A 17,792-nucleotide genomic window follows, 5' to 3' on the forward strand; every position below is an offset into this window, starting at 1 on the left:
TAAGGTTGGCGGACCATCAAAGGTCTCGCCAGATTGTGCGGGATGGGACCGCCTTACTGATACTTGCTTGCGAGCTGGTGATGGCCTGGGTGCTACTTACTTGCGGGCTGCTGATGGAGTTGGCGATAGACTGGGTGCTACTTGCTTGCGGGCTGCTGATGGACTTGCTGATGGGGCTGGTGATAGGCTTGGTGCTACTTGCTTGCGACCTGCTGATGGGCTTGCTCCTATACAAGTATTGGTGAATGTGGACATCTTCTCGGAGGGATTTGATTGCCCGGATGTGGAGTTTGTACAGTTGGCTCGACCAACGTTGTCACTTGCCAAGTATCTGCAGATGGTGGGACGTGGATTGCGAGTAGCTAAGGGGAAGAAGAGCTGCGTAATTATAGATAATGTGGGACTATATCGGGTGTTCGGGTTGCCTTCGCAAGTATGGAACTGGAATGCTATGTTCGAGGGAAAGCTGAAAGTTGGTAAGAAAAAGGAGACTCCGAAGGATAGAGAGTTTTTCCTGATGAACGAGAAGCAAGACGATATTCAGATTCATCCAGACTCGGAAATGATGATGGTGATGAGCCATGAAGAATTGCTCCAAACGATACAGTATCGTGAGTTTGTAGATAGCAAAGGGGAGTTTGCCATCATCAAGCTGCCTGATGGAAAGATGACGGTAGTGAACCGACAAGGAGAACAGGTACTGGAGCCAGGCGATTACTATGACATGAAGCTGTTGGATGGCAACATCCTGTTCTACCGACCTCGCAGAAAGGCGAAATGCTATTATGACCTGTTGGCAAAAGCTGTCATCGACGATGGCACTAACGTAGCAGAAGCTCCCCATGTTGTCAACATAAAAGGATGGGAGTTTATAGAATATAACGACATCTTCATGTCTCGAACCCAAGAAGATTTTTCTCTGCCCTATCATCCTTCACAATATGATTTTCTGAATTATGGGTACTATATGATATTCAGATTCAGACCTTCTGCTCCCGGTTGTCAGGTATGGTACTATTGTGAGGGTGATGAAGGGAAGATGCGCATGAGCAATGAAGAGAGCAGGAATGTATGTTTCCTACGTAATGATTACGAACATGTGTATTGGTTATGTGCAGTCCTGTATGGTGAAAGTATCGTGGTTATGGACAGCAAAGAGGACTACTACCTGGTGGATTCAAATTTGAAGAAGACTTATATAGGATGCAATCATCCAAAAAATGAAAATGAAGATTTGAATTTTGTGATGCCTCGCCTTGGCAAGAAATACTATCATGAGGCGATGTTGCAAAAAAAGGAAATGGAAGCAAACGAGATGCTTCTTTTGCATGAGAAGTCAGAAGCAGGACATGTGGAATTGTACCAAGCAGGAAAGAAATGGGGCGTGAAGGTAGATGGTAAAGTTGTCGTGCCACCCCTCTACTGCAGTATAGCGCAACCTGTTGGTGCCTATTGCGCCTTTGAAGAGATTCCCAGACATTGGGGCGTTATGACATTGAAAGGAAAAGTGATTGTTGATGCCAAATATGAGAAGGTGGAGATTCGTGACAATGGAATCGCCGTGGTAACAGGCATCACGGGTAAAACACAGACAATCAATCTTTTAAAGGTAAAAGAGTAAAAAAGTAAAAAGGTAAAAGAGTAAAAAGGTAAAAAGGATTTTTGCTTTTTGAAATGGCAATGAAGAAGATAAAGTTCAATATGAAGTAAAATAAAAGCCGAAACAGATAGCTGGATATAGCTTCTGGTTCGGCTTTTTTTCTTTATTCTTCCTTTATTTTCCAATCTCTGATAGTTCTCTGGGTACTGTCGAAGCTGATACCGATTTTAACCAGTCGCTTACCTTCAGAATGATAAGGCAACATGTAGCCTTTTTCGTCTATCTGAGCCAAAGCTTCATCAAATCAATGAATTGAGCAGTCCGTCGCGTACCTCTTTGTTTGGGATGCCCAGGGTATATTCCTGAAACATCGGCTCATATTTCTTGATGGTCAGATAGCCACTCTGGTAAAGCAATGGCAAGGCATCTGTCATTTCTTCTGTAGATTGGTCGAAGGAACTCAATACTGTCTCTTGACTCTCTAAAGTAGAAAGATTGACATGATACTTATCAAGAAGTTTCAAGAGGAAGGACGGCGTGCCGGAACCAAACCAGTAAGAAGCAATCTTGCCTGCATTCAGTGCCTTTACCAGGCTGAACGGATTAAAGATATCTTCTGATTTCTTGCTGAAATGATAACCGTCGTAGAATTGCGTCAGCTCTTTCAGACACTCCTCATATGTCATATTCAGTGCTTCACCCATAGCTTCAATGTCCAGTTTCATCTGCGTGGTAAGTTCTGTCTTGCTGATGCCGCAGATGGCTGAATACTGGTCGAACAGACTGATATTGTCGAGGTTGTTGAGTTCGCTGAAAATGCTGAGCTGCGAGAACTTGGTGATACCCGTGATGAAAGTGAACTCCAGATATGGGTCGAGCATCTTCAGAGGACTATAGAAGTTCTGCATGATGCGACGAAGCGGCTGCAGGTTCTCTTTTTCATGCACTACGTCCAGCAAAGGGGCATCATATTCATCAATGATGACAACCGCCTTTTCGCCCGTCTTCTCGTAAGCTTTCTTCACTAGGTCTTTTAGGCGGAGGTTTGCATCCACCTGATGAGTCTTGTAGCCCCAGATGGTCTCCTGCTCTTCAAGCATATCAGCCAGGTATCTTTCCAGTTGCTCTATGCTCATGTGCTTGGCACCGCTCAAGTCGAAATGAAATACAGGATGCTTCACCCAATCCTTTTCATAATCTGCAATGGCTAATCCCTCGAAAAGTTCCTTTCTTCCCTCGAAATAGGCTTGGAGGGTAGAGGCAAAAAGCGATTTGCCGAATCGTCTTGGGCGACTCAGAAAAACATATTTCATCCCTTTTTCTCTAAAATCCACGATGTATTTGGTCTTATCTATATAGAGATAACCTTTCTCGCGGATATCTTCAAAGGTCTGAATTCCTACAGGATATTTATTTACTATTTTTGCCATATTCTTATGCACTTTACGTTTTGCGCTGCTAAGGTACGAAGAAAATCTGAATTAGCCAAGCATAAATGCAAATATTTATTCTGCAACGATTATTGCATTCTAGGTAGCCTGGTTTAGATAAATAAAAAAGCGGAGCGTGATTTCACAACCACACTCCGCGCAAACTTAAACAACCAATAAAAGAAATAGATTGATCGTTCAATTGTTATATCTGATGAAGAGTAGCTCTTGTTAGAGCTTTGTTTTTTTTATCTGTCAGAAATATGTCTTATCTATCTTGAAGACATTGCTGATTAGCGGATGAACAAGAGTTCACGATACTTAGGCAATGTCCAGAGCTCATCGGCTACAGTCAACTCCAACTTATCAATCTGATAACGGATTTCCTCCATCTTTGGAGCTACCGTGTCATGATAAGCTATCGCCTTATCGTGCTCATTCTCAATCTTGTTGGCAACCTTGCGGGCATTTACCAACTCCTCAACACCGGTCTCGATAATCTGAGTGCGCTCGGCAATCTTCTTGATGATATTGATGTTGCGGGCTGTCAACTTCTTGCCTTCCTCGTCGCCGAAGATGTCAATCATGTTCTCCACATTCTTAGCCAACTGGCTCTGATAGTGAGTAGCCACAGGGATGATGTGGTTCATGCTCAAGTCACCCATTACACGAGCCTCAATCTGAATCTTCTTGGTGTAGGTCTCCCATTTCACCTCGTTACGGGCTTCCAACTCGTTCTTCTTCATGACACCCATATCCTCGAACATCTTGATAGTGGCAGGGTCGAGATAACGCTCGAAAATCTTAGGACAGCTCTTCTCGCAGTCCAGACCACGCTTAGCTGCTTCCTCTACCCACTCATCTGAGTAACCATTACCGTCGAAACGGATAGGCTTGCAGGTCTTCAAATCCTGACGAACGATATCGATGATGGCAGATGTCTTGTCCTCACCCTTGGCAATCAACTCATCCACACGCTTCTTGAAGTCGGTCAATGCCTCGGCTACGGCTGTGTTCAATACAATCATTGCTGATGCACAGTTAGCCTCAGAACCTACGGCACGGAACTCGAAACGGTTACCGGTGAAGGCGAATGGTGATGTACGGTTACGGTCGGTGTTATCAATCATCAACTCTGGAATCTCAGGGATATCCAACTTCATGCCCTGCTTGCCAGCTACGGTGAAGAGATCCTTCTTGTCGGCTTTCTCAATGTGCTCGAGAAGGTCGGTCAACTGCTTGCCGAGGAATGAAGAGATGATTGCTGGAGGTGCCTCGTTGGCGCCCAGACGATGCGCATTGGTAGCACTCATGATAGATGCCTTGAGCAAACCGTTGTGCTTGTATACACCCATCAAAGTCTCTGTGATGAAGACTACGAAACGGAGGTTATCCTCTGGTGTCTTGCCAGGACCATGAAGCAGAATGCCGGTATCAGTAGCGAGACTCCAGTTGTTGTGCTTACCGGAACCGTTGATGCCTGCGAATGGCTTCTCATGGAGAAGTACGCGGAAACCATGATGGCGAGCTACCTTCTTCATCAAGCTCATCAGGAGCATATTGTGGTCAACGGCAAGGTTGGTCTCCTCGAAGATAGGTGCCAACTCAAACTGGTTTGGTGCTACCTCGTTGTGACGGGTCTTGCAAGGAATACCGAGTTCAAGAGCCTGGATTTCCAAATCCTTCATGAATGCCTGAACACGCTCTGGGATGGCGCCGAAGTAGTGGTCGTCCATCTGCTGGTTCTTGGCTGAATCGTGACCCATCAGGGTGCGGCCTGTCAGCATCAGGTCAGGACGTGCTGCATACAAACTTTCATCTACCAGGAAGTACTCCTGCTCCCAACCGAGGTTAGAAATAACTTTCTTGACATCTGGGTTGAAGTAGTGGCAAACCTCTGTTGCTGCTACGTTTACAGCGTGCAATGAACGGAGCAATGGAGCTTTATAGTCGAGTGCCTCACCTGTGTAAGAGATGAAGACAGTAGGGATACAGAGTGTATCGTCGATGATAAATACAGGAGATGTAGGATCCCATGCAGAATAACCGCGAGCCTCGAAGGTTGAGCGGATACCGCCAGATGGGAAAGATGATGCATCAGGCTCCTGCTGAACGAGCAACTTGCCTGAAAATTCCTCGATCATACCACCCTTGCCATCATGCTCGATGAAGGCATCGTGCTTCTCGGCAGTACCTTCTGTCAGTGGCTGGAACCAGTGGGTGTAGTGGGTTACGCCATTCTCGTCAGCCCACTGCTTGATGCCTTTGGCTACGGCGTTGGCGATGTTACGGTCGAGACGTGCTCCGTTGTCGATGACGTCTACCAGTTTCTCATAGACATCTGCAGGGAGATACTTGTACATCTTCTGTCGGTTGAATACCTTCTTTCCGAAGAATTCACTTGGTCGCTCGCTAGGAGCGGTTACCTCAACAGGCTTTCTCTTGGAAGCCTCTGAAACAGCTTCAAATCTTAAGTTGCTCATACCTTATATAATTTAAAATTTCTGATTTTCAATGTTTTTATAATCTGTTGGAACGTTTATTTTCCCAGCCATTTGGCAATTCTCTCCATGGCTTCCTTGCAGTCCTCATGCTCTCCGAAGGCGGTAAGACGGATGTAGCCTTCGCCCGAAGGACCGAAGCCGACACCTGGAGTGCAGACTACGCTGGCACCATAAAGCATCTCTTCGAAGAATTTCCAGCTTGGCGTGTTGTTTGGCGTCTTCACCCAGAGATAAGGTGCATTCTCACCGCCATATACTCTCAAGCCGAGTTTCTGGAGTTCTGCTCTCATGAAGTGGGCATTCTCCATATAGTAATTGATGGTTGCCTTAACCTGTTCCTTACCCTCTGGGGTGTAGATGGCTTCGGCAGCACGCTGGCTGATATAGCTTGTACCATTAAACTTGGTGCACTGGCGGCGGTCCCAGATAGGATTCAATGCCACTTCCTCACCTCCCAATGTCTTTGCCTTCAACTCCTTAGGAACGATGGTGTAACCACAACGCACACCGGTGAATCCGGCAGTCTTCGAATAACTGTGGAATTCTATCGCTACCTTTCTGGCTCCACGAATCTCGTAGATAGAATGAGGAATTGATGGGTCGGTGATATATGCCTCGTAGGCTGCATCATAGAGAATGATACTCTCGTTTCTGATGGCATAGTTTACCCATTTTCTGAGTTCCTCTTTCGAGATGACCGTACCCGTTGGGTTGTTTGGATAGCAGAGATAAATCATATCCACACGGTGGTCTGGAATCTGAGGGATGAAGTCGTCGCTCTCATCGCAAGGCATGTAGGTTACGTTACTCCACTTGCCGTTCTCGAAGATTCCCGCTCTACCTATCATCACGTTAGAGTCTATATAAACCGGATAAATCGGGTCGGTAACGCCGATGTTGTTATCCCATCTCAAAATCTCCTGGATATTTCCCGTATCGCTCTTGGCTCCATCGTTTACGAATACCTCGTTGGCGTCGAGATGAATGCCACGTGGCAGAAAGTCGTTCTTGATGATAGCCTCTCGGAGGAAGTCGTAGCCTCGCTCCGGACCGTAGCCTCTGAAAGAAGCCTGCTCAGCCATCTCGTCTACAGCCTTGTGCATCGCCTTGATGACGGCAGGGCAGAGAGGCTGGGTTACGTCTCCGATGCCCAGACTGATTACACGCTGCTTTGGATGTGCAATCTTGTAGGCGTTCACCTTCTTTGCGATGTCGGCAAACAAGTAGTTGTTGGCCAACTTCAGGAAATGTTCATTAACTAATGCCATATTTTGTTTCTCCTTTTATTTGTGGTCATTATCGACCATTTGTTATTTAAGTTTGCGTCTATTTTTAATGTTGAGTGTTGAATGTTGAATGTTGACTTTGTGGGTGTAGTTAAATTCAACATTCAACATTCCACATTCAACACTCCAGAGACTTTGTGGGTGCAGCTAAATTCAACATTCAACATTCCACATTCAACACTCCAGAGACTTTGTTGGTACTGCTAAATTCAACATTCAACATTCAACATTCAACACTCAAACCTCCAACTGGATTTCTCCTTCAAAGGCGAATGCTGCAGGCCCTGTCATGTAAACATGATCATCAGCCTCGCTATATTCTATTTCCAGCGTTCCGCCATCCATCACGATACTGCTTTTTCTGCCGGTACGGTTGGTAAGGGCTGCGGCTACGGCTGTGGCACAGGCTCCTGTTCCGCAAGCCATTGTTATTCCGCTTCCCCTTTCCCAAACTCGTGTCCTTATGGCGTCTGTGTCAGTTACTTGTGCAAATTCTATGTTGCATCTCTGGGGAAATGCCTTGTCTCTTTCCAGAATTTTACCATAGTGGGCGATGTCGATGGTGTCGATGTCATCCACGAAGGTAACGAAATGCGGATTACCCATACATACATAGGTGCCTTCAAATTTTCTGCCGTCAGCTTCGAGCACCGAAGGGCCTAAGAATTGCTCAGGATTTTCAAGTTCGGGTTTCAGCATGTCTACTGTTACCGATTCCACAACTTTCTTATTATCCTGAAGATGAAGTTTCAATATCTTGATACCCGAAAGCGTTTCCAGTCGGATGGTGTCCTTTCGGGTCAATCCTTTTTCGTAAAGATACTTACCGATGCATCGGCTTGCATTGCCGCACATCATCGCTTCTGAACCATCGGCGTTGAAGATACGCATCGAATAATCTGCTCTTCTGCCGTCGTGCGGCTTTCCGATGAGAACCAGTCCGTCGCTTCCTATGCCCGTGTGATAAGCACTCCAGGCAATGGCCGCCTTCTCTGGGTCAGGGATGTCGTATTGTTGGGTATCTACATATATATAATCGTTACCCGCTCCCTGCATCTTTGTAAAATGAACTGTTTCTTTCATCTGCGTTGTTCTTTATGTTTGAATACTCTTCTTTTATCTCTCATGTCTTATCTCTTTTGAGATTTGACTTTTTGCTAGTCTTTCGAATGTTTCGATGACTATTTGTTTGATTTCGGTTGCAAAGGTACGACGATTTGTTGAGATATGCAAGAAAATAGATACAGAAATCTTGATTATTTTTTGCTTTCTTACAATTTGTGTTATAAAAATGCTTTCTGCCTTACAAATTGTAAGGAGAATGCGATAAGCCCGGATAAATTTAAAATATTCAATAAAAAGTAGGAACGAAATGTTTGCTTTTTCTTTAAAATACTGACAAAATGTATTAATTTTGCAGCCGAAAACGAGCATAATGCAAAGGATGACTTGATTTGAATGACAATCAAAGATGGTCCGTTTTCAGTAGAGACAATCAATAAAAGTATTAACACATTATTAATTATTAGGATTTATGAAGAAGATAGAGGCGATTATCCGTAAGTCTAGATTTGAGGATGTCAAGAAGGCGCTTTTAGCAGCAGACATCGAGTGGTTCTCTTATTATAATGTAAGAGGAGAGGGAAAGATGCGCCAGGCCCGCATTTATCGTGGTGTGATGTACGATACGAGCAGCATTGAGCGAGTGCTCCTGAATATTGTAGTTCGTGATAAAAACGTGGAACCAACCATCGCAGCCATCCAGGGAGCTGCACAGACTGGCGAAGTAGGAGATGGCCGAATCTTCGTGATTCCTGTACTGGATACCGTCAGAATCCGAACCGGCGAACGAGGTGATATCGCATTGTATAATGCTGAGAAAGAGGAATAATTTAAAATGTTTAATGTTAAGTGTTGAATGTTGAATTAGGCATTCTTACTTATCTTTTATAAATATTATTTAGTATTCTAATTTAACTATAAGATATATATATGAGCAGTTTATTGTTGACAACACTCGATACGGGTAACACAGCGTGGATGATCATGGCAACCATCTTGGTGCTCTTGATGTCAATCCCAGGTATTGCACTCTTTTATGGCGGTCTGGTTCGCCAGAAGAATATCCTGAGCATTCTGATGCAGACGGTATTCATCGTGGCAGTAGTCAGTCTGATATGGGTAGCCTTCGGATATTCCTGGGCTTTTTCTACGGAATATGCGGATTCGGGCAATCCTCTGGCTTGCGTCATCGGTGGTTTTGATAAATGTTTTCTCCACGGCATCGGCTTGGATGCCATCATGCCTACAGGCATTCCGGAACTCACCTTTGCAATGTTCCAGTGCATGTTCGCCCTTATTACTCCAGCCTTGATTCTCGGTGCTTTTGCCGAGCGTGTGAAGTTCAGCGGATATGTACTTTTCACCATCCTCTGGGTTATCATCGCTTATCTTCCAATGGCCCACTGGGTATGGGGTGGCGGTTTCCTGCAGGAGATGGGAGCCATCGACTTTGCGGGTGGTACCGTGGTTCATATCAATGCCGGTGTAGCTGCTCTGGTCATGGCACTTTGTGTAGGCAAGCGAGATGATTACCGTGCGGGTCATCCTATCACACCTCACAATATCACCTTCGTGTTCATGGGTATGTCATTCCTCTGGTTGGGATGGTTCGGTTTCAATGCCGGTAGCGGATTGGCAGCTGATGGTCTGGCAGCCAATGCCTTCCTCGTAACCCATATCGCAACAGCTGCAGCAGCCACCACCTGGATGCTCATCGACTGGATTGTGAACAAGAAGCCAACTACAGTAGGTGCTTGTACCGGTGCTGTAGCCGGATTGGTAGCCATCACTCCTGCAGCCGGCAGTACCGATATTTTCGGAGCTTTCTGCATCGGTATCATTTCCACCATCGTCTGCTTCTTCATGGTAGCTGTAGTAAAGGAGAAGTTCAAGTATGATGATGCCCTCGATGCCTTTGGTGTTCATGGTATGGGTGGTATTCTGGGATCTATCCTCACCGGTGTCTTCGCCACTCAGTATGTAACAGGAGCCGAAGGTGTACAGGGTGCCCTCTATGGCGACTGGCATCAGCTCTGGATTCAGGTTGTAGCCACCGTGGTAAGCATCATCTACAGCGTAGTAGTTACCTATATTATCTTCAAGGTAGTAGATAAGAGTGTAGGTGTACGTGTAGACAAGCGAGTAGAGGAGGAAGGTCTCGACATCTACGAGCATGGTGAGAGTGCTTATAGCAACTAATTGCGAAATTCGATTATCAGCATAAAATTTAGGTCAATGGTGTTTCATTTTGAGGAATGAAACACCATTTTTTATGAGAAATCCTCAACTTGCACAATGAAATAGCCACAACTTGCACAATGAAAATGCCTCAACTTGCATAATAAAAATGCCTCAACTTGCATAATTTAACGTTTAAAATGCTAGTATTCAGTAACTTTTGATTATCTTTGCAGCGGTGCTTAAAAAATATGATTATGAAGAAATATAAGGCAAGAATAGCAGATAAAATGTTAAGTCGGAGACTTTTGGGGAGTGGTGCCGTTTTGATACAAGGCCCCAAGTGGTGTGGAAAGACGACAACTGCAGAACAGCAAGCAAAAAGCGTTGTGTATATGGATGATCCTGAATACATGGAGCAGAATGTGGAACTTGCAAATCTTTCTCCCAAAAAGTTGCTTTCAGGAGAAGTGCCTCGTCTTATTGATGAATGGCAATTAGCCCCGCAACTTTGGGATGCTGCTCGTTTTGAGGTTGATCATAGAGATGAACTAGGGCAATTCATCTTTACTGGTTCTGCAGTCCCTGTTGATACAAGCAAAATTCACCATTCAGGGACTGGTCGATTTGCATGGTTGACAATGAGAACAATGAGTCTTTCTGAATCTGGCGATTCTACAAATGAAGTCAGTCTTGAAGAATTGTTTGCCAATCCCGTAGCAGATGTTTTTGCAACTAATCCTCTCAACATTGATTCTTTGGCATGGTTGATATGTCGGGGTGGTTGGCCAAAGGCAACGATGGTTAGTAAGGAGGTAGCACTTGATATGGCATATAGATATTATGAAGCCGTGGTGCACTCTGACATTTCTCGTGTAGATAATGTGAGCCGTGATCCGGAAAGAGCAAAAAGAATATTGCGTTCTCTAGCAAGAAACCAATGTGCTCAGATAACGGTAAATACAATCTGTGCTGATTTGGAGAATAATGATGTTGTAGCCACCAATCGCAATACGGTGGCTTCCTATATAGAGGCTTTGAAGAAAATCTTCGTGTTGGAAGATTCCTTAGCATGGAATCCAAATTTGCGAAGTAAAACGGCTATTCGCACTTCGGATACCCGATATTTTTCTGATCCTTCTATTGGTGTTGCAGCTTTAGGTATAGGTCCAAATGATTTGGTGAATGACCTCAGTACGATGGGCTTGTTCTTTGAATCAATGTGTATCAGAGACTTGCGTGTTTATGCCGATGCTATTGATGGAACAGTGTATCATTATCGTGATGGTAATGGTTTGGAGTGTGATGCTGTAGTTCATTTGCGTAATGGGAATTATGGACTGATAGAAGTTAAATTGGGTGGTGAGAAGAACATCGAAGAAGGAGCAAAGAATCTAAAGCTCTTGGCTTCTAAAATCGATGATACGAAAATGAAATCCCCATCTTTCCTTATGGTTCTGACAGGTACATCTCGTTATGCAGTTCGTAGACCTGATGGTGTGTACGTTGTGCCAATTGGTTGTTTGAAAGATTAATCAAAATACAGAATCTTTGTACTCTAGCACCTTGACTGTATGTTTAGTACGGTCGGGGTGCTATCTTTATATAATAAGGTGTAAACCGTTTTTTTACTGTAATCTCCTGATTCTTCTTTCTTTGGGGATAATTTGGGGAAAGTAATCAATTTGCAGTTGGTCTGTGAACGCTGAAGGTTGCTGCTGTTTTGTCGGTGTAAATGTCGGTGTAAAATGTCGGTGCAAATATTGTTTTGGCGGTAATGTGGCGGTAATGCCGATGTAAATGTCGGAGAAAAATGTCGGAGACTTTGTCGGTAACCATGTCGGAGACTTCAAGGGTGGTAAAAAGAGATTTGGCGGTGATGCAAAAAGTGGGTATTCTAAGGCATGAAGGTAAGGGTAATGTCGGTGTTTGTTGTTTACTTGCTAAACTGGCATTTCGATAGGATAAAATGAAATATTAGTATAATAATTCTTAAAGAAAATAACAACGTATAAGTTTTTTTATTAACTTTGTGTGCATAAAACAAATATTTATGAAATTTAAAATAACCTTGAAGATAGATAGAAAATATGGTGACTTGCTGCCCTTTAATTATCAGTATGAGCAGTCTGCTGTCATTTATCGCATATTGGCGCAAGCTGATACGCAATATTCGTCATGGCTCCATGAAAATGGTTATCAATTGAATGGAAGCAAGAGATTTAAGCTATTTTGCTGTTCGCCTTTTATCTTTGAAAAGGTAAGACCTTTGCCGAAAGAAGGATGTCTTAATATCATGGGTGAAAGAGCTACTTGGTACATTAGTTTCATTCCAGAGAAAAGCACCATGGAGTTCATTCAAGGAATATTTGCTCATCAAAGTTTTACCATTGGCAATAGGAAATATCAAGTTGCATTTGATGTTGTTGGAGTAGAGGCTATGCCCATGCCGCCTTTGTCCGGAGTTATGACTTTCCAAGCCTTGTCTCCTATTTGTGTTAAGCTTCATGAAGACAACAAGACTCAATATCTATCTCCTGACAATCCTATGTTCGCTGAAGGTGTATTAAAGGGATTGATGGCGAGATATGAGAGCATTCATGGTCAGCCATTTGATATGGAAGACAAGGAGTTTTCATTTGAATTGATTGATAAAAAGGTCAAGTCAAAGTTGATAACAATAAAAGCCAATACTCCATACGAATCAAGAGTACGTGGATATCTTTGTTCCTTCCGTCTGAAAGCACCTTTAGAGTTGATGAAGATAGCTTATGAAGGAGGAGTCGGAGAACAATGTTCACAGGGATTTGGATTTATTGAAATAAAGAAAGAAACAATATGATAAGAGAATTAATCAATTTTATGAATGACCTTATGTCTGACATTCCTGACATTATGGAATGGAAAAGTCAGCCTGATAAGGGACTTCATGTCTTTATAGATATTGACAGTAAAGGTGTTTGGATTAACAAAGACCTTAAGAAGGGTATTGATTATGATTATTTCGATGGAAAAAATAAAAATATCCGACTATGGGATGATTGTATAAGGTATCAAGAGGCAACCACATATATTACGATGAATAAAGTTAAGAGATTCGATGGGGAAAAGAAAATACATTCTTGTTCTCCTTTCGCAATAGCTTACAACTTTAATTTCAGTGATAAAGATAAACAATCTCATGGCATTAAGACATTTAAAAAGAAAGACAAAACAAACAACGATAAAATAAAAGAAAATAATCAATTAATACGGAATAAACGTTTTGAGGTTGTAAGTGACCGACTAAATGATTATTACGACAACTGTATCCGTGTCTATAATCTAAACATGTTAGAGGCTAACAATAGCCAAACATATAAATATAAAGCGGAGATTGAAGGTTTCTTCGCTTCCTTCAAGGACATCATTTCGTGTTTGAAAAGACTTAAGGCATATAAGCAATTAACGGAAAAGGATTATCTTCATCTGTATCTTAGAAGTGTTCCTATAGAAGAAATTGAAAAAAAACACAAAGAATATATTGAACAGCAAATTTTCAACGGGGAGTTTCTTCCTGATAAAAAACATGGAGTAGTTGAATTTCTTACGGCATACAATAAAAAGAAGCCTTTTTTGAAACATCAAACATGTTATCTTAAGAATGGAATAAGCCAAAGGTTTTCAATCAACGATGCTATAGCTTTATTCTATTTGGACAAGTTGCTTAAACGCAAATCGAAATGTCTCCCTAATCCACTCCCTATCGTGGTGGACCAACGTGAAATAAATACGGCTATCGTGAAAATATTCAACGATAAAAAGGAACCATTATCGTACAGACAGTTGTTAGAAAGCCTCTTTACAAGTACGAATAAAAAATATCTTTCAGATTATTATCTTCTGAACTATTCAAATACAAGGTCAGGGATGGTCTTAAATGATTTTGATTTCGTTCCAATGTTTAGATATGAGCTTGGTCAACCTGTAACCGTGTCTAATGTAACAGATGCTGGTTTTTTTGAAAATAAAGTCTTCAACAAGGATTCCGATATCAATATCAGGACGATATTTGATTTTGAAAGAATTGTGATAAAGATTATATTTAACAATACCTTGGTCAAGATCAAAGATGACGATTACGCATGTTCTTATTTTGGAGATCTTCCTAAGCCAGAGTATATACAAGGAGGTAGCCTGATGGTTAATTTAATCCTCAAATATAGGCAAGCTGTATACGCTTATATATATAAATCTGATTTAAAGGCGATAACCCAGAACATGTTTGAGGACATGATGTTCAATTCAATTCTAACGAACATCAAATCAGAGATAATAAAGAATCGATGTGAATGGAATAATAATATAAAAAGAAAGATAAATTTATGGTTTAGCCTTCAAGGAATGTTTAACCATTTAGACAATAAAAATATGGAAAAAAATGTAACAGAGTTAAGAGACAGAATTAGAGACGTTGCCAATGGCAAGGCAACCCTCAATAGTTCAGAAGAACTTGCCTTTGCTGCTGGTCAACTTGTATCATTCATTATAGACCGTAGCGAAGCAAAGAACAAGACTTATGCCATGCTTGAGCCTTACTTGCAGAAAAGCACTTCGCCTCAACTACAGGATGAAATAGCTCAGTCTATAGCTATTTACAAGCATGATATAAGAGTAAACGACCAACGTAAAGGAAAGTTTGAAAGACTTGCATCAGAGACACTTGCATACGGCAATAATGTAAAAATGAAAACATTGCTTAAGTTCTTTCTTGCTGGTTGTTTCAGTCCTTGCGTGATATATGAGACAAATAACAATACAACTAATAAATAAAATATGTATAATATGGCAGAGTTCAAAAAAAGAGTGTATGGTTGCGCAATTGTGAAAGCCATCAATTCAAATTACAATGCAGATTTCTCAGGACAGCCTCGCACACTTCCTGACGGAATCGTGTATGCAACAGACAAAGCTTTCAAGTATTCTATCAAAAAATATTTGAAGGATGCTTATGAAAATGTTGATGTATAATCCGCAAAACGAAATGTTACCGTTTCACAAAACGAAATGTTCCGAAACGCAAAACGAAGCGTCTTCGTTATAGATGTCCTCCTGAACCATACTCAAATAGCGTTAGAACGGATTTCTTTTCCTATTCTAACGCTATTATATTAGAAAACCAACAAATAAACACTAGCATATGATGTAAAAACATCAAAGAAACCTGCTACCTCAGCCCGATCTCGTATTATGATACGTTTAGAGTTCTCTTGCAAGAACTTCTTGGGCTATCTGCTTGGCTTGTATTCTCCAGGCCTGATAAGCATCGAACTCTGCTTCGTGGCTCTTATCTCCATCTCCTCGATTGGCCAAGATTGCCTCTACCTGATTCTGGCTGTATTTGGTTCGTACCAAACCTGCCGTGAAATCACCATAAGTAGCAGACTTTGCCTTAATCTTGGTAGAACCATCGGCTTCATCACCTTCGTAACTGAAGGCGGTTTTACCCGAATCTGAAACTTCAGATTTTGTATCTGAAGTACCGGAAGTCTCGGGATGATAGTTTTCTACTTTCTGCTCACCAATGTAAAGCAGGAAATGGTCATCGTCAAATCTGACGTAACTTTTGCGAGATAAATATACCTTTTTCATCGTTAAGTAAATTTATAAAACTTCTTTTTAAACTTGTTGTGCAGTTCTGCGACAACGGTGGAGAATGGAAGTTCATCACGACAGAAGTCATTTAGGGCTTGATCTATGAGAATCTTGGAACCTGTATATAGATAGTGCTCTACAGTTTGCCAGACCTCGCTCTCTCCTTCAAAATGGTCGATGATACGATAGCGCAGTGAGAGACGTTTCTTAGGCATCTCTTTGCTGACCAAATGAGTGCTGCCATCGGCAGCGGTCTCTTCTACCTGTACGACCTCTTTTTCTATGACAGAGTCGTCAACCTTGTAATCAATCACTTGGATGAGGAATTTGTTCTCATCCTGTCCCTCATGGCAGATAATGTCCTCAATGGACTGCTGCTGTGATTTTTGCATTCCCTCGAAAGGCACACGAGATTTGCGAGCCTTAACGAGTTTTCCGAATCTTTCCATACCGATTTTTTTATATAAGTTTTTTGAATTGGCGTGAATTCCTAACCCAAGGCGTGAAGCTGCCTTGAGCTCTATTTGTCTTTGTGTAAACCCATGTTTGCGAAGATTAGCCACCTGCTTGCAGAGATCATGCTTAAACCGTTTTCGCAAGAGTGCGTGGTCGGAATAGATGACCTGCCCACAAAAATCTATACCATCGCAAGTTCGATGGATTCCCCACGACTTGTTTATTGAGAGATGCCAATCACGAGCTAGGTGCATGACAGCTAACTCCGCCATCAGACGCAGGAAAACTTTGTCTTCATGGAGAATATAGATGTTATCCATGAAACGATAATAATGATGGAGTCCATGGCGGCAGAACTTTTCGAAACGCTCATTAAGAAAGCTGACCCCCCACATAGTAGTTGAGCCTGTTGCTGAGTGCGACAGGTAACAAGCATGTCGCTCACATAGCGAGCTTGCCAATAGTGGAATTTTTCAGGGTCGTCGATGATATCGAAGCATCTGAGTGCCAGATAGTCGAAGCGGGCGAGAAAGAGCTGCCCCAGTAGCTGGGCTAGTTTTACTCCAAGTACGATTCCTGGGTTGAACGAGTCAACTACCTCATCTATAAAGGAGAGGAGTTTTCTGTCTTTAATCTTGCGGCGATATTCACTCTTGAGCAAGTTGTGATCTATACACTGAAAATAGTGGTGAATATCAATAGGAAGGCAATAAAATGTATCTTGCTGTGGAGAGTTGAATATATCTCTCTTAATAAGATTGTAGAAATAATGAGTGCCCTTGCCCTTAGAGCCTGCAGGGCAATGGTAGTAGATGGTGTTACGTATATCATCCTCTACAGGATTGAGGGCTGCGTGTTGCATGACATGATCTATGACTGGCAACTTGTTAAGCTGGCGATGCTTCGGGTATTCTATATCCTTAGATACATACCCTGATGTATGCCAAGTCTGGGCTGCATATGCTTCAAGCATACGCTCTATGTTATGATCTAGATTGGCATCAAATTTCTGCACACCCCTGCGAGACATCTTTTGTCGGGCATAATTATAGAAAGCCCGACGAAAGTTGTCATTTGTCTCGACTTGTGGAGAAATGTTACCAAATCTTTTCATAAGCGGTGTAATGTCTGTGTAATTGTGTGAAACTGTGTAATGTCTGTTGTCTGCTATTTTTTTATCCTATAACCTTCGACCGGATGACCCTATTGTCATCATCTACCAGCTAGATGAACTATGTGTATGTTTCGCCATGGGGCGAGGTCTGACCCTGTTGTCTCGAACGGAGAGCAAACACCCCGTATTGAGATATGTTAAAGTTGAGAGCGGCGCCGTAGTTCACGTTGGCATTCGAGACATCATTGTTATCGTTGAGCGTCGAAAGACCGCATTGACCACCATTGTTAACACTACCACCACGAAGGCAGAGACGGAAACCAGCACCTAGGGTCACAACCTGGTATTATTATGAATACCGCTGCAAAGATACTAAAAATAATCGGTATGGAAGTATGTCAAAGAACTTTTTTCTAAAATTTTTTATCGCCGACCGCCAAAGGCGGTTATTGAAGCGAGCAGAGCTCGCTGGGTGCTTCGGCTTCGCCGTGTGTACTCAGGTCTCTTATGTACACCCAGTAATCTTAT

The 17,792-nt window shown here is 42.5% G+C and carries 16 protein-coding genes; 7 read left to right on the forward strand and 9 right to left on the reverse strand.

Annotated features, from left to right (window positions below):
• A partial coding sequence (locus F7D47_RS03085) for a helicase-related protein (RefSeq protein ID WP_367383777.1) occupies nucleotides 1-1,621 on the forward strand: 1,621 nt, incomplete at its 5' end.
• 142 nt (nucleotides 1,622-1,763) lie between these two features.
• Here the strand turns inward: F7D47_RS03085 and F7D47_RS14695 are convergent.
• The 5 genes from F7D47_RS14695 to dapF all read right to left on the reverse strand — a co-directional run bounded on the left by F7D47_RS14695 (nucleotide 1,764) and on the right by dapF (nucleotide 7,903).
• Nucleotides 1,764-1,892 carry a PD-(D/E)XK nuclease domain-containing protein gene (locus F7D47_RS14695; RefSeq protein WP_228113350.1) on the reverse strand — a complete coding sequence of 43 codons (129 nt, stop codon included), beginning with the start codon at nucleotides 1,890-1,892 and terminating at the stop codon, nucleotides 1,764-1,766.
• Nucleotides 1,893-1,899: 7 nt separating this feature from the next.
• Nucleotides 1,900-3,030: an ATP-binding protein gene (locus F7D47_RS03090; protein ID WP_194252583.1), complete on the reverse strand. Its 1,131-nt coding sequence runs from the start codon at nucleotides 3,028-3,030 to the stop codon at nucleotides 1,900-1,902.
• Between the two features lie 293 nt (nucleotides 3,031-3,323).
• Complete coding sequence (locus F7D47_RS03095; protein WP_022120370.1) at nucleotides 3,324-5,513, reverse strand: glutamine synthetase III family protein; 2,190 nt, start codon at nucleotides 5,511-5,513, stop codon at nucleotides 3,324-3,326.
• A 56-nt stretch (nucleotides 5,514-5,569) separates the two neighbouring features.
• Nucleotides 5,570-6,802, reverse strand: coding sequence for an LL-diaminopimelate aminotransferase (locus F7D47_RS03100; protein WP_153084858.1), 1,233 nt, complete (start codon nucleotides 6,800-6,802; stop codon nucleotides 5,570-5,572).
• Between the two features lie 255 nt (nucleotides 6,803-7,057).
• Entirely contained in the window at nucleotides 7,058-7,903 is an 846-nt protein-coding gene (gene dapF / locus F7D47_RS03105) for a diaminopimelate epimerase (RefSeq protein WP_153084859.1), read from the reverse strand.
• Nucleotides 7,904-8,354: 451 nt separating this feature from the next.
• On the opposite strand from dapF, the gene F7D47_RS03110 reads away from it, so the two are divergent.
• The 6 genes from F7D47_RS03110 to F7D47_RS03135 all read left to right on the forward strand — a co-directional run bounded on the left by F7D47_RS03110 (nucleotide 8,355) and on the right by F7D47_RS03135 (nucleotide 15,070).
• Nucleotides 8,355-8,711: a P-II family nitrogen regulator gene (locus F7D47_RS03110; RefSeq protein ID WP_006849503.1), complete on the forward strand. Its 357-nt coding sequence runs from the start codon at nucleotides 8,355-8,357 to the stop codon at nucleotides 8,709-8,711.
• Nucleotides 8,712-8,812: 101 nt separating this feature from the next.
• On the forward strand, nucleotides 8,813-10,081 hold the full coding sequence (locus F7D47_RS03115) for an ammonium transporter (RefSeq protein WP_153084860.1): 1,269 nt from the start codon (nucleotides 8,813-8,815) through the stop codon (nucleotides 10,079-10,081).
• Between the two features lie 236 nt (nucleotides 10,082-10,317).
• On the forward strand, nucleotides 10,318-11,595 hold the full coding sequence (locus F7D47_RS03120) for an ATP-binding protein (RefSeq protein ID WP_153084861.1): 1,278 nt from the start codon (nucleotides 10,318-10,320) through the stop codon (nucleotides 11,593-11,595).
• A 518-nt stretch (nucleotides 11,596-12,113) separates the two neighbouring features.
• Complete coding sequence (cas6, locus tag F7D47_RS03125; RefSeq protein ID WP_153084862.1) at nucleotides 12,114-12,902, forward strand: CRISPR-associated endoribonuclease Cas6; 789 nt, start codon at nucleotides 12,114-12,116, stop codon at nucleotides 12,900-12,902.
• On the forward strand, nucleotides 12,899-14,872 hold the full coding sequence (locus F7D47_RS03130; protein WP_153084863.1) for a hypothetical protein: 1,974 nt from the start codon (nucleotides 12,899-12,901) through the stop codon (nucleotides 14,870-14,872). Before cas6 ends, F7D47_RS03130 begins: the two co-directional genes overlap by 4 nt.
• Before the next feature lie 12 nt (nucleotides 14,873-14,884).
• Complete coding sequence (locus F7D47_RS03135; protein ID WP_228113351.1) at nucleotides 14,885-15,070, forward strand: type I CRISPR-associated protein Cas7; 186 nt, start codon at nucleotides 14,885-14,887, stop codon at nucleotides 15,068-15,070.
• A 228-nt stretch (nucleotides 15,071-15,298) separates the two neighbouring features.
• Here the strand turns inward: F7D47_RS03135 and F7D47_RS03140 are convergent, their stop codons facing one another.
• From F7D47_RS03140 to F7D47_RS03155, 4 genes are all read right to left on the reverse strand, one after another.
• Complete coding sequence (locus tag F7D47_RS03140) at nucleotides 15,299-15,691, reverse strand: hypothetical protein (RefSeq protein ID WP_153084864.1); 393 nt, start codon at nucleotides 15,689-15,691, stop codon at nucleotides 15,299-15,301.
• Nucleotides 15,692-15,693: 2 nt separating this feature from the next.
• Nucleotides 15,694-16,143 (reverse strand): hypothetical protein, encoded by a 450-nt coding sequence (locus F7D47_RS03145; RefSeq protein WP_153084865.1) that lies wholly within the window; start codon nucleotides 16,141-16,143, stop codon nucleotides 15,694-15,696.
• A gap of 278 nt (nucleotides 16,144-16,421) precedes the next feature.
• Nucleotides 16,422-17,123, reverse strand: a complete 702-nt coding sequence (locus tag F7D47_RS03150) for a hypothetical protein (protein ID WP_153084866.1) — start codon at nucleotides 17,121-17,123, stop codon at nucleotides 16,422-16,424.
• A 259-nt stretch (nucleotides 17,124-17,382) separates the two neighbouring features.
• Nucleotides 17,383-17,601 (reverse strand): hypothetical protein, encoded by a 219-nt coding sequence (locus F7D47_RS03155; RefSeq protein WP_119228516.1) that lies wholly within the window; start codon nucleotides 17,599-17,601, stop codon nucleotides 17,383-17,385.
• Nucleotides 17,602-17,792: the final 191 nt, after the last annotated feature.

Source organism: Segatella copri (assembly GCF_009494835.1).
Taxonomy (GTDB): Bacteria; Bacteroidota; Bacteroidia; order Bacteroidales; family Bacteroidaceae; genus Prevotella; species Prevotella copri_F.

Excerpts from the sequence above, each read along its gene's own strand:
- F7D47_RS03100 (WP_153084858.1), bottom strand. The coding sequence starts at position 6,802 with ATGGCATTAGTTAATGAACATTTCCTGAAGTTGGCCAACAACTACTTG.
- cas6 (WP_153084862.1), top strand. The coding sequence starts at position 12,114 with ATGAAATTTAAAATAACCTTGAAGATAGATAGAAAATATGGTGACTTG.
- F7D47_RS03150 (WP_153084866.1), bottom strand. The coding sequence starts at position 17,123 with ATGCTTGAAGCATATGCAGCCCAGACTTGGCATACATCAGGGTATGTA.
- F7D47_RS03115 (WP_153084860.1), top strand. The coding sequence starts at position 8,813 with ATGAGCAGTTTATTGTTGACAACACTCGATACGGGTAACACAGCGTGG.
- F7D47_RS03120 (WP_153084861.1), top strand. The coding sequence starts at position 10,318 with ATGAAGAAATATAAGGCAAGAATAGCAGATAAAATGTTAAGTCGGAGA.
- F7D47_RS03135 (WP_228113351.1), top strand. The coding sequence starts at position 14,885 with ATGGCAGAGTTCAAAAAAAGAGTGTATGGTTGCGCAATTGTGAAAGCC.
- F7D47_RS03140 (WP_153084864.1), bottom strand. The coding sequence starts at position 15,691 with ATGAAAAAGGTATATTTATCTCGCAAAAGTTACGTCAGATTTGACGAT.
- F7D47_RS03145 (WP_153084865.1), bottom strand. The coding sequence starts at position 16,143 with ATGGAAAGATTCGGAAAACTCGTTAAGGCTCGCAAATCTCGTGTGCCT.
- F7D47_RS03090 (WP_194252583.1), bottom strand. The coding sequence starts at position 3,030 with ATGGCAAAAATAGTAAATAAATATCCTGTAGGAATTCAGACCTTTGAA.
- F7D47_RS03110 (WP_006849503.1), top strand. The coding sequence starts at position 8,355 with ATGAAGAAGATAGAGGCGATTATCCGTAAGTCTAGATTTGAGGATGTC.
- F7D47_RS03130 (WP_153084863.1), top strand. The coding sequence starts at position 12,899 with ATGATAAGAGAATTAATCAATTTTATGAATGACCTTATGTCTGACATT.
- dapF (WP_153084859.1), bottom strand. The coding sequence starts at position 7,903 with ATGAAAGAAACAGTTCATTTTACAAAGATGCAGGGAGCGGGTAACGAT.
- F7D47_RS03095 (WP_022120370.1), bottom strand. The coding sequence starts at position 5,513 with ATGAGCAACTTAAGATTTGAAGCTGTTTCAGAGGCTTCCAAGAGAAAG.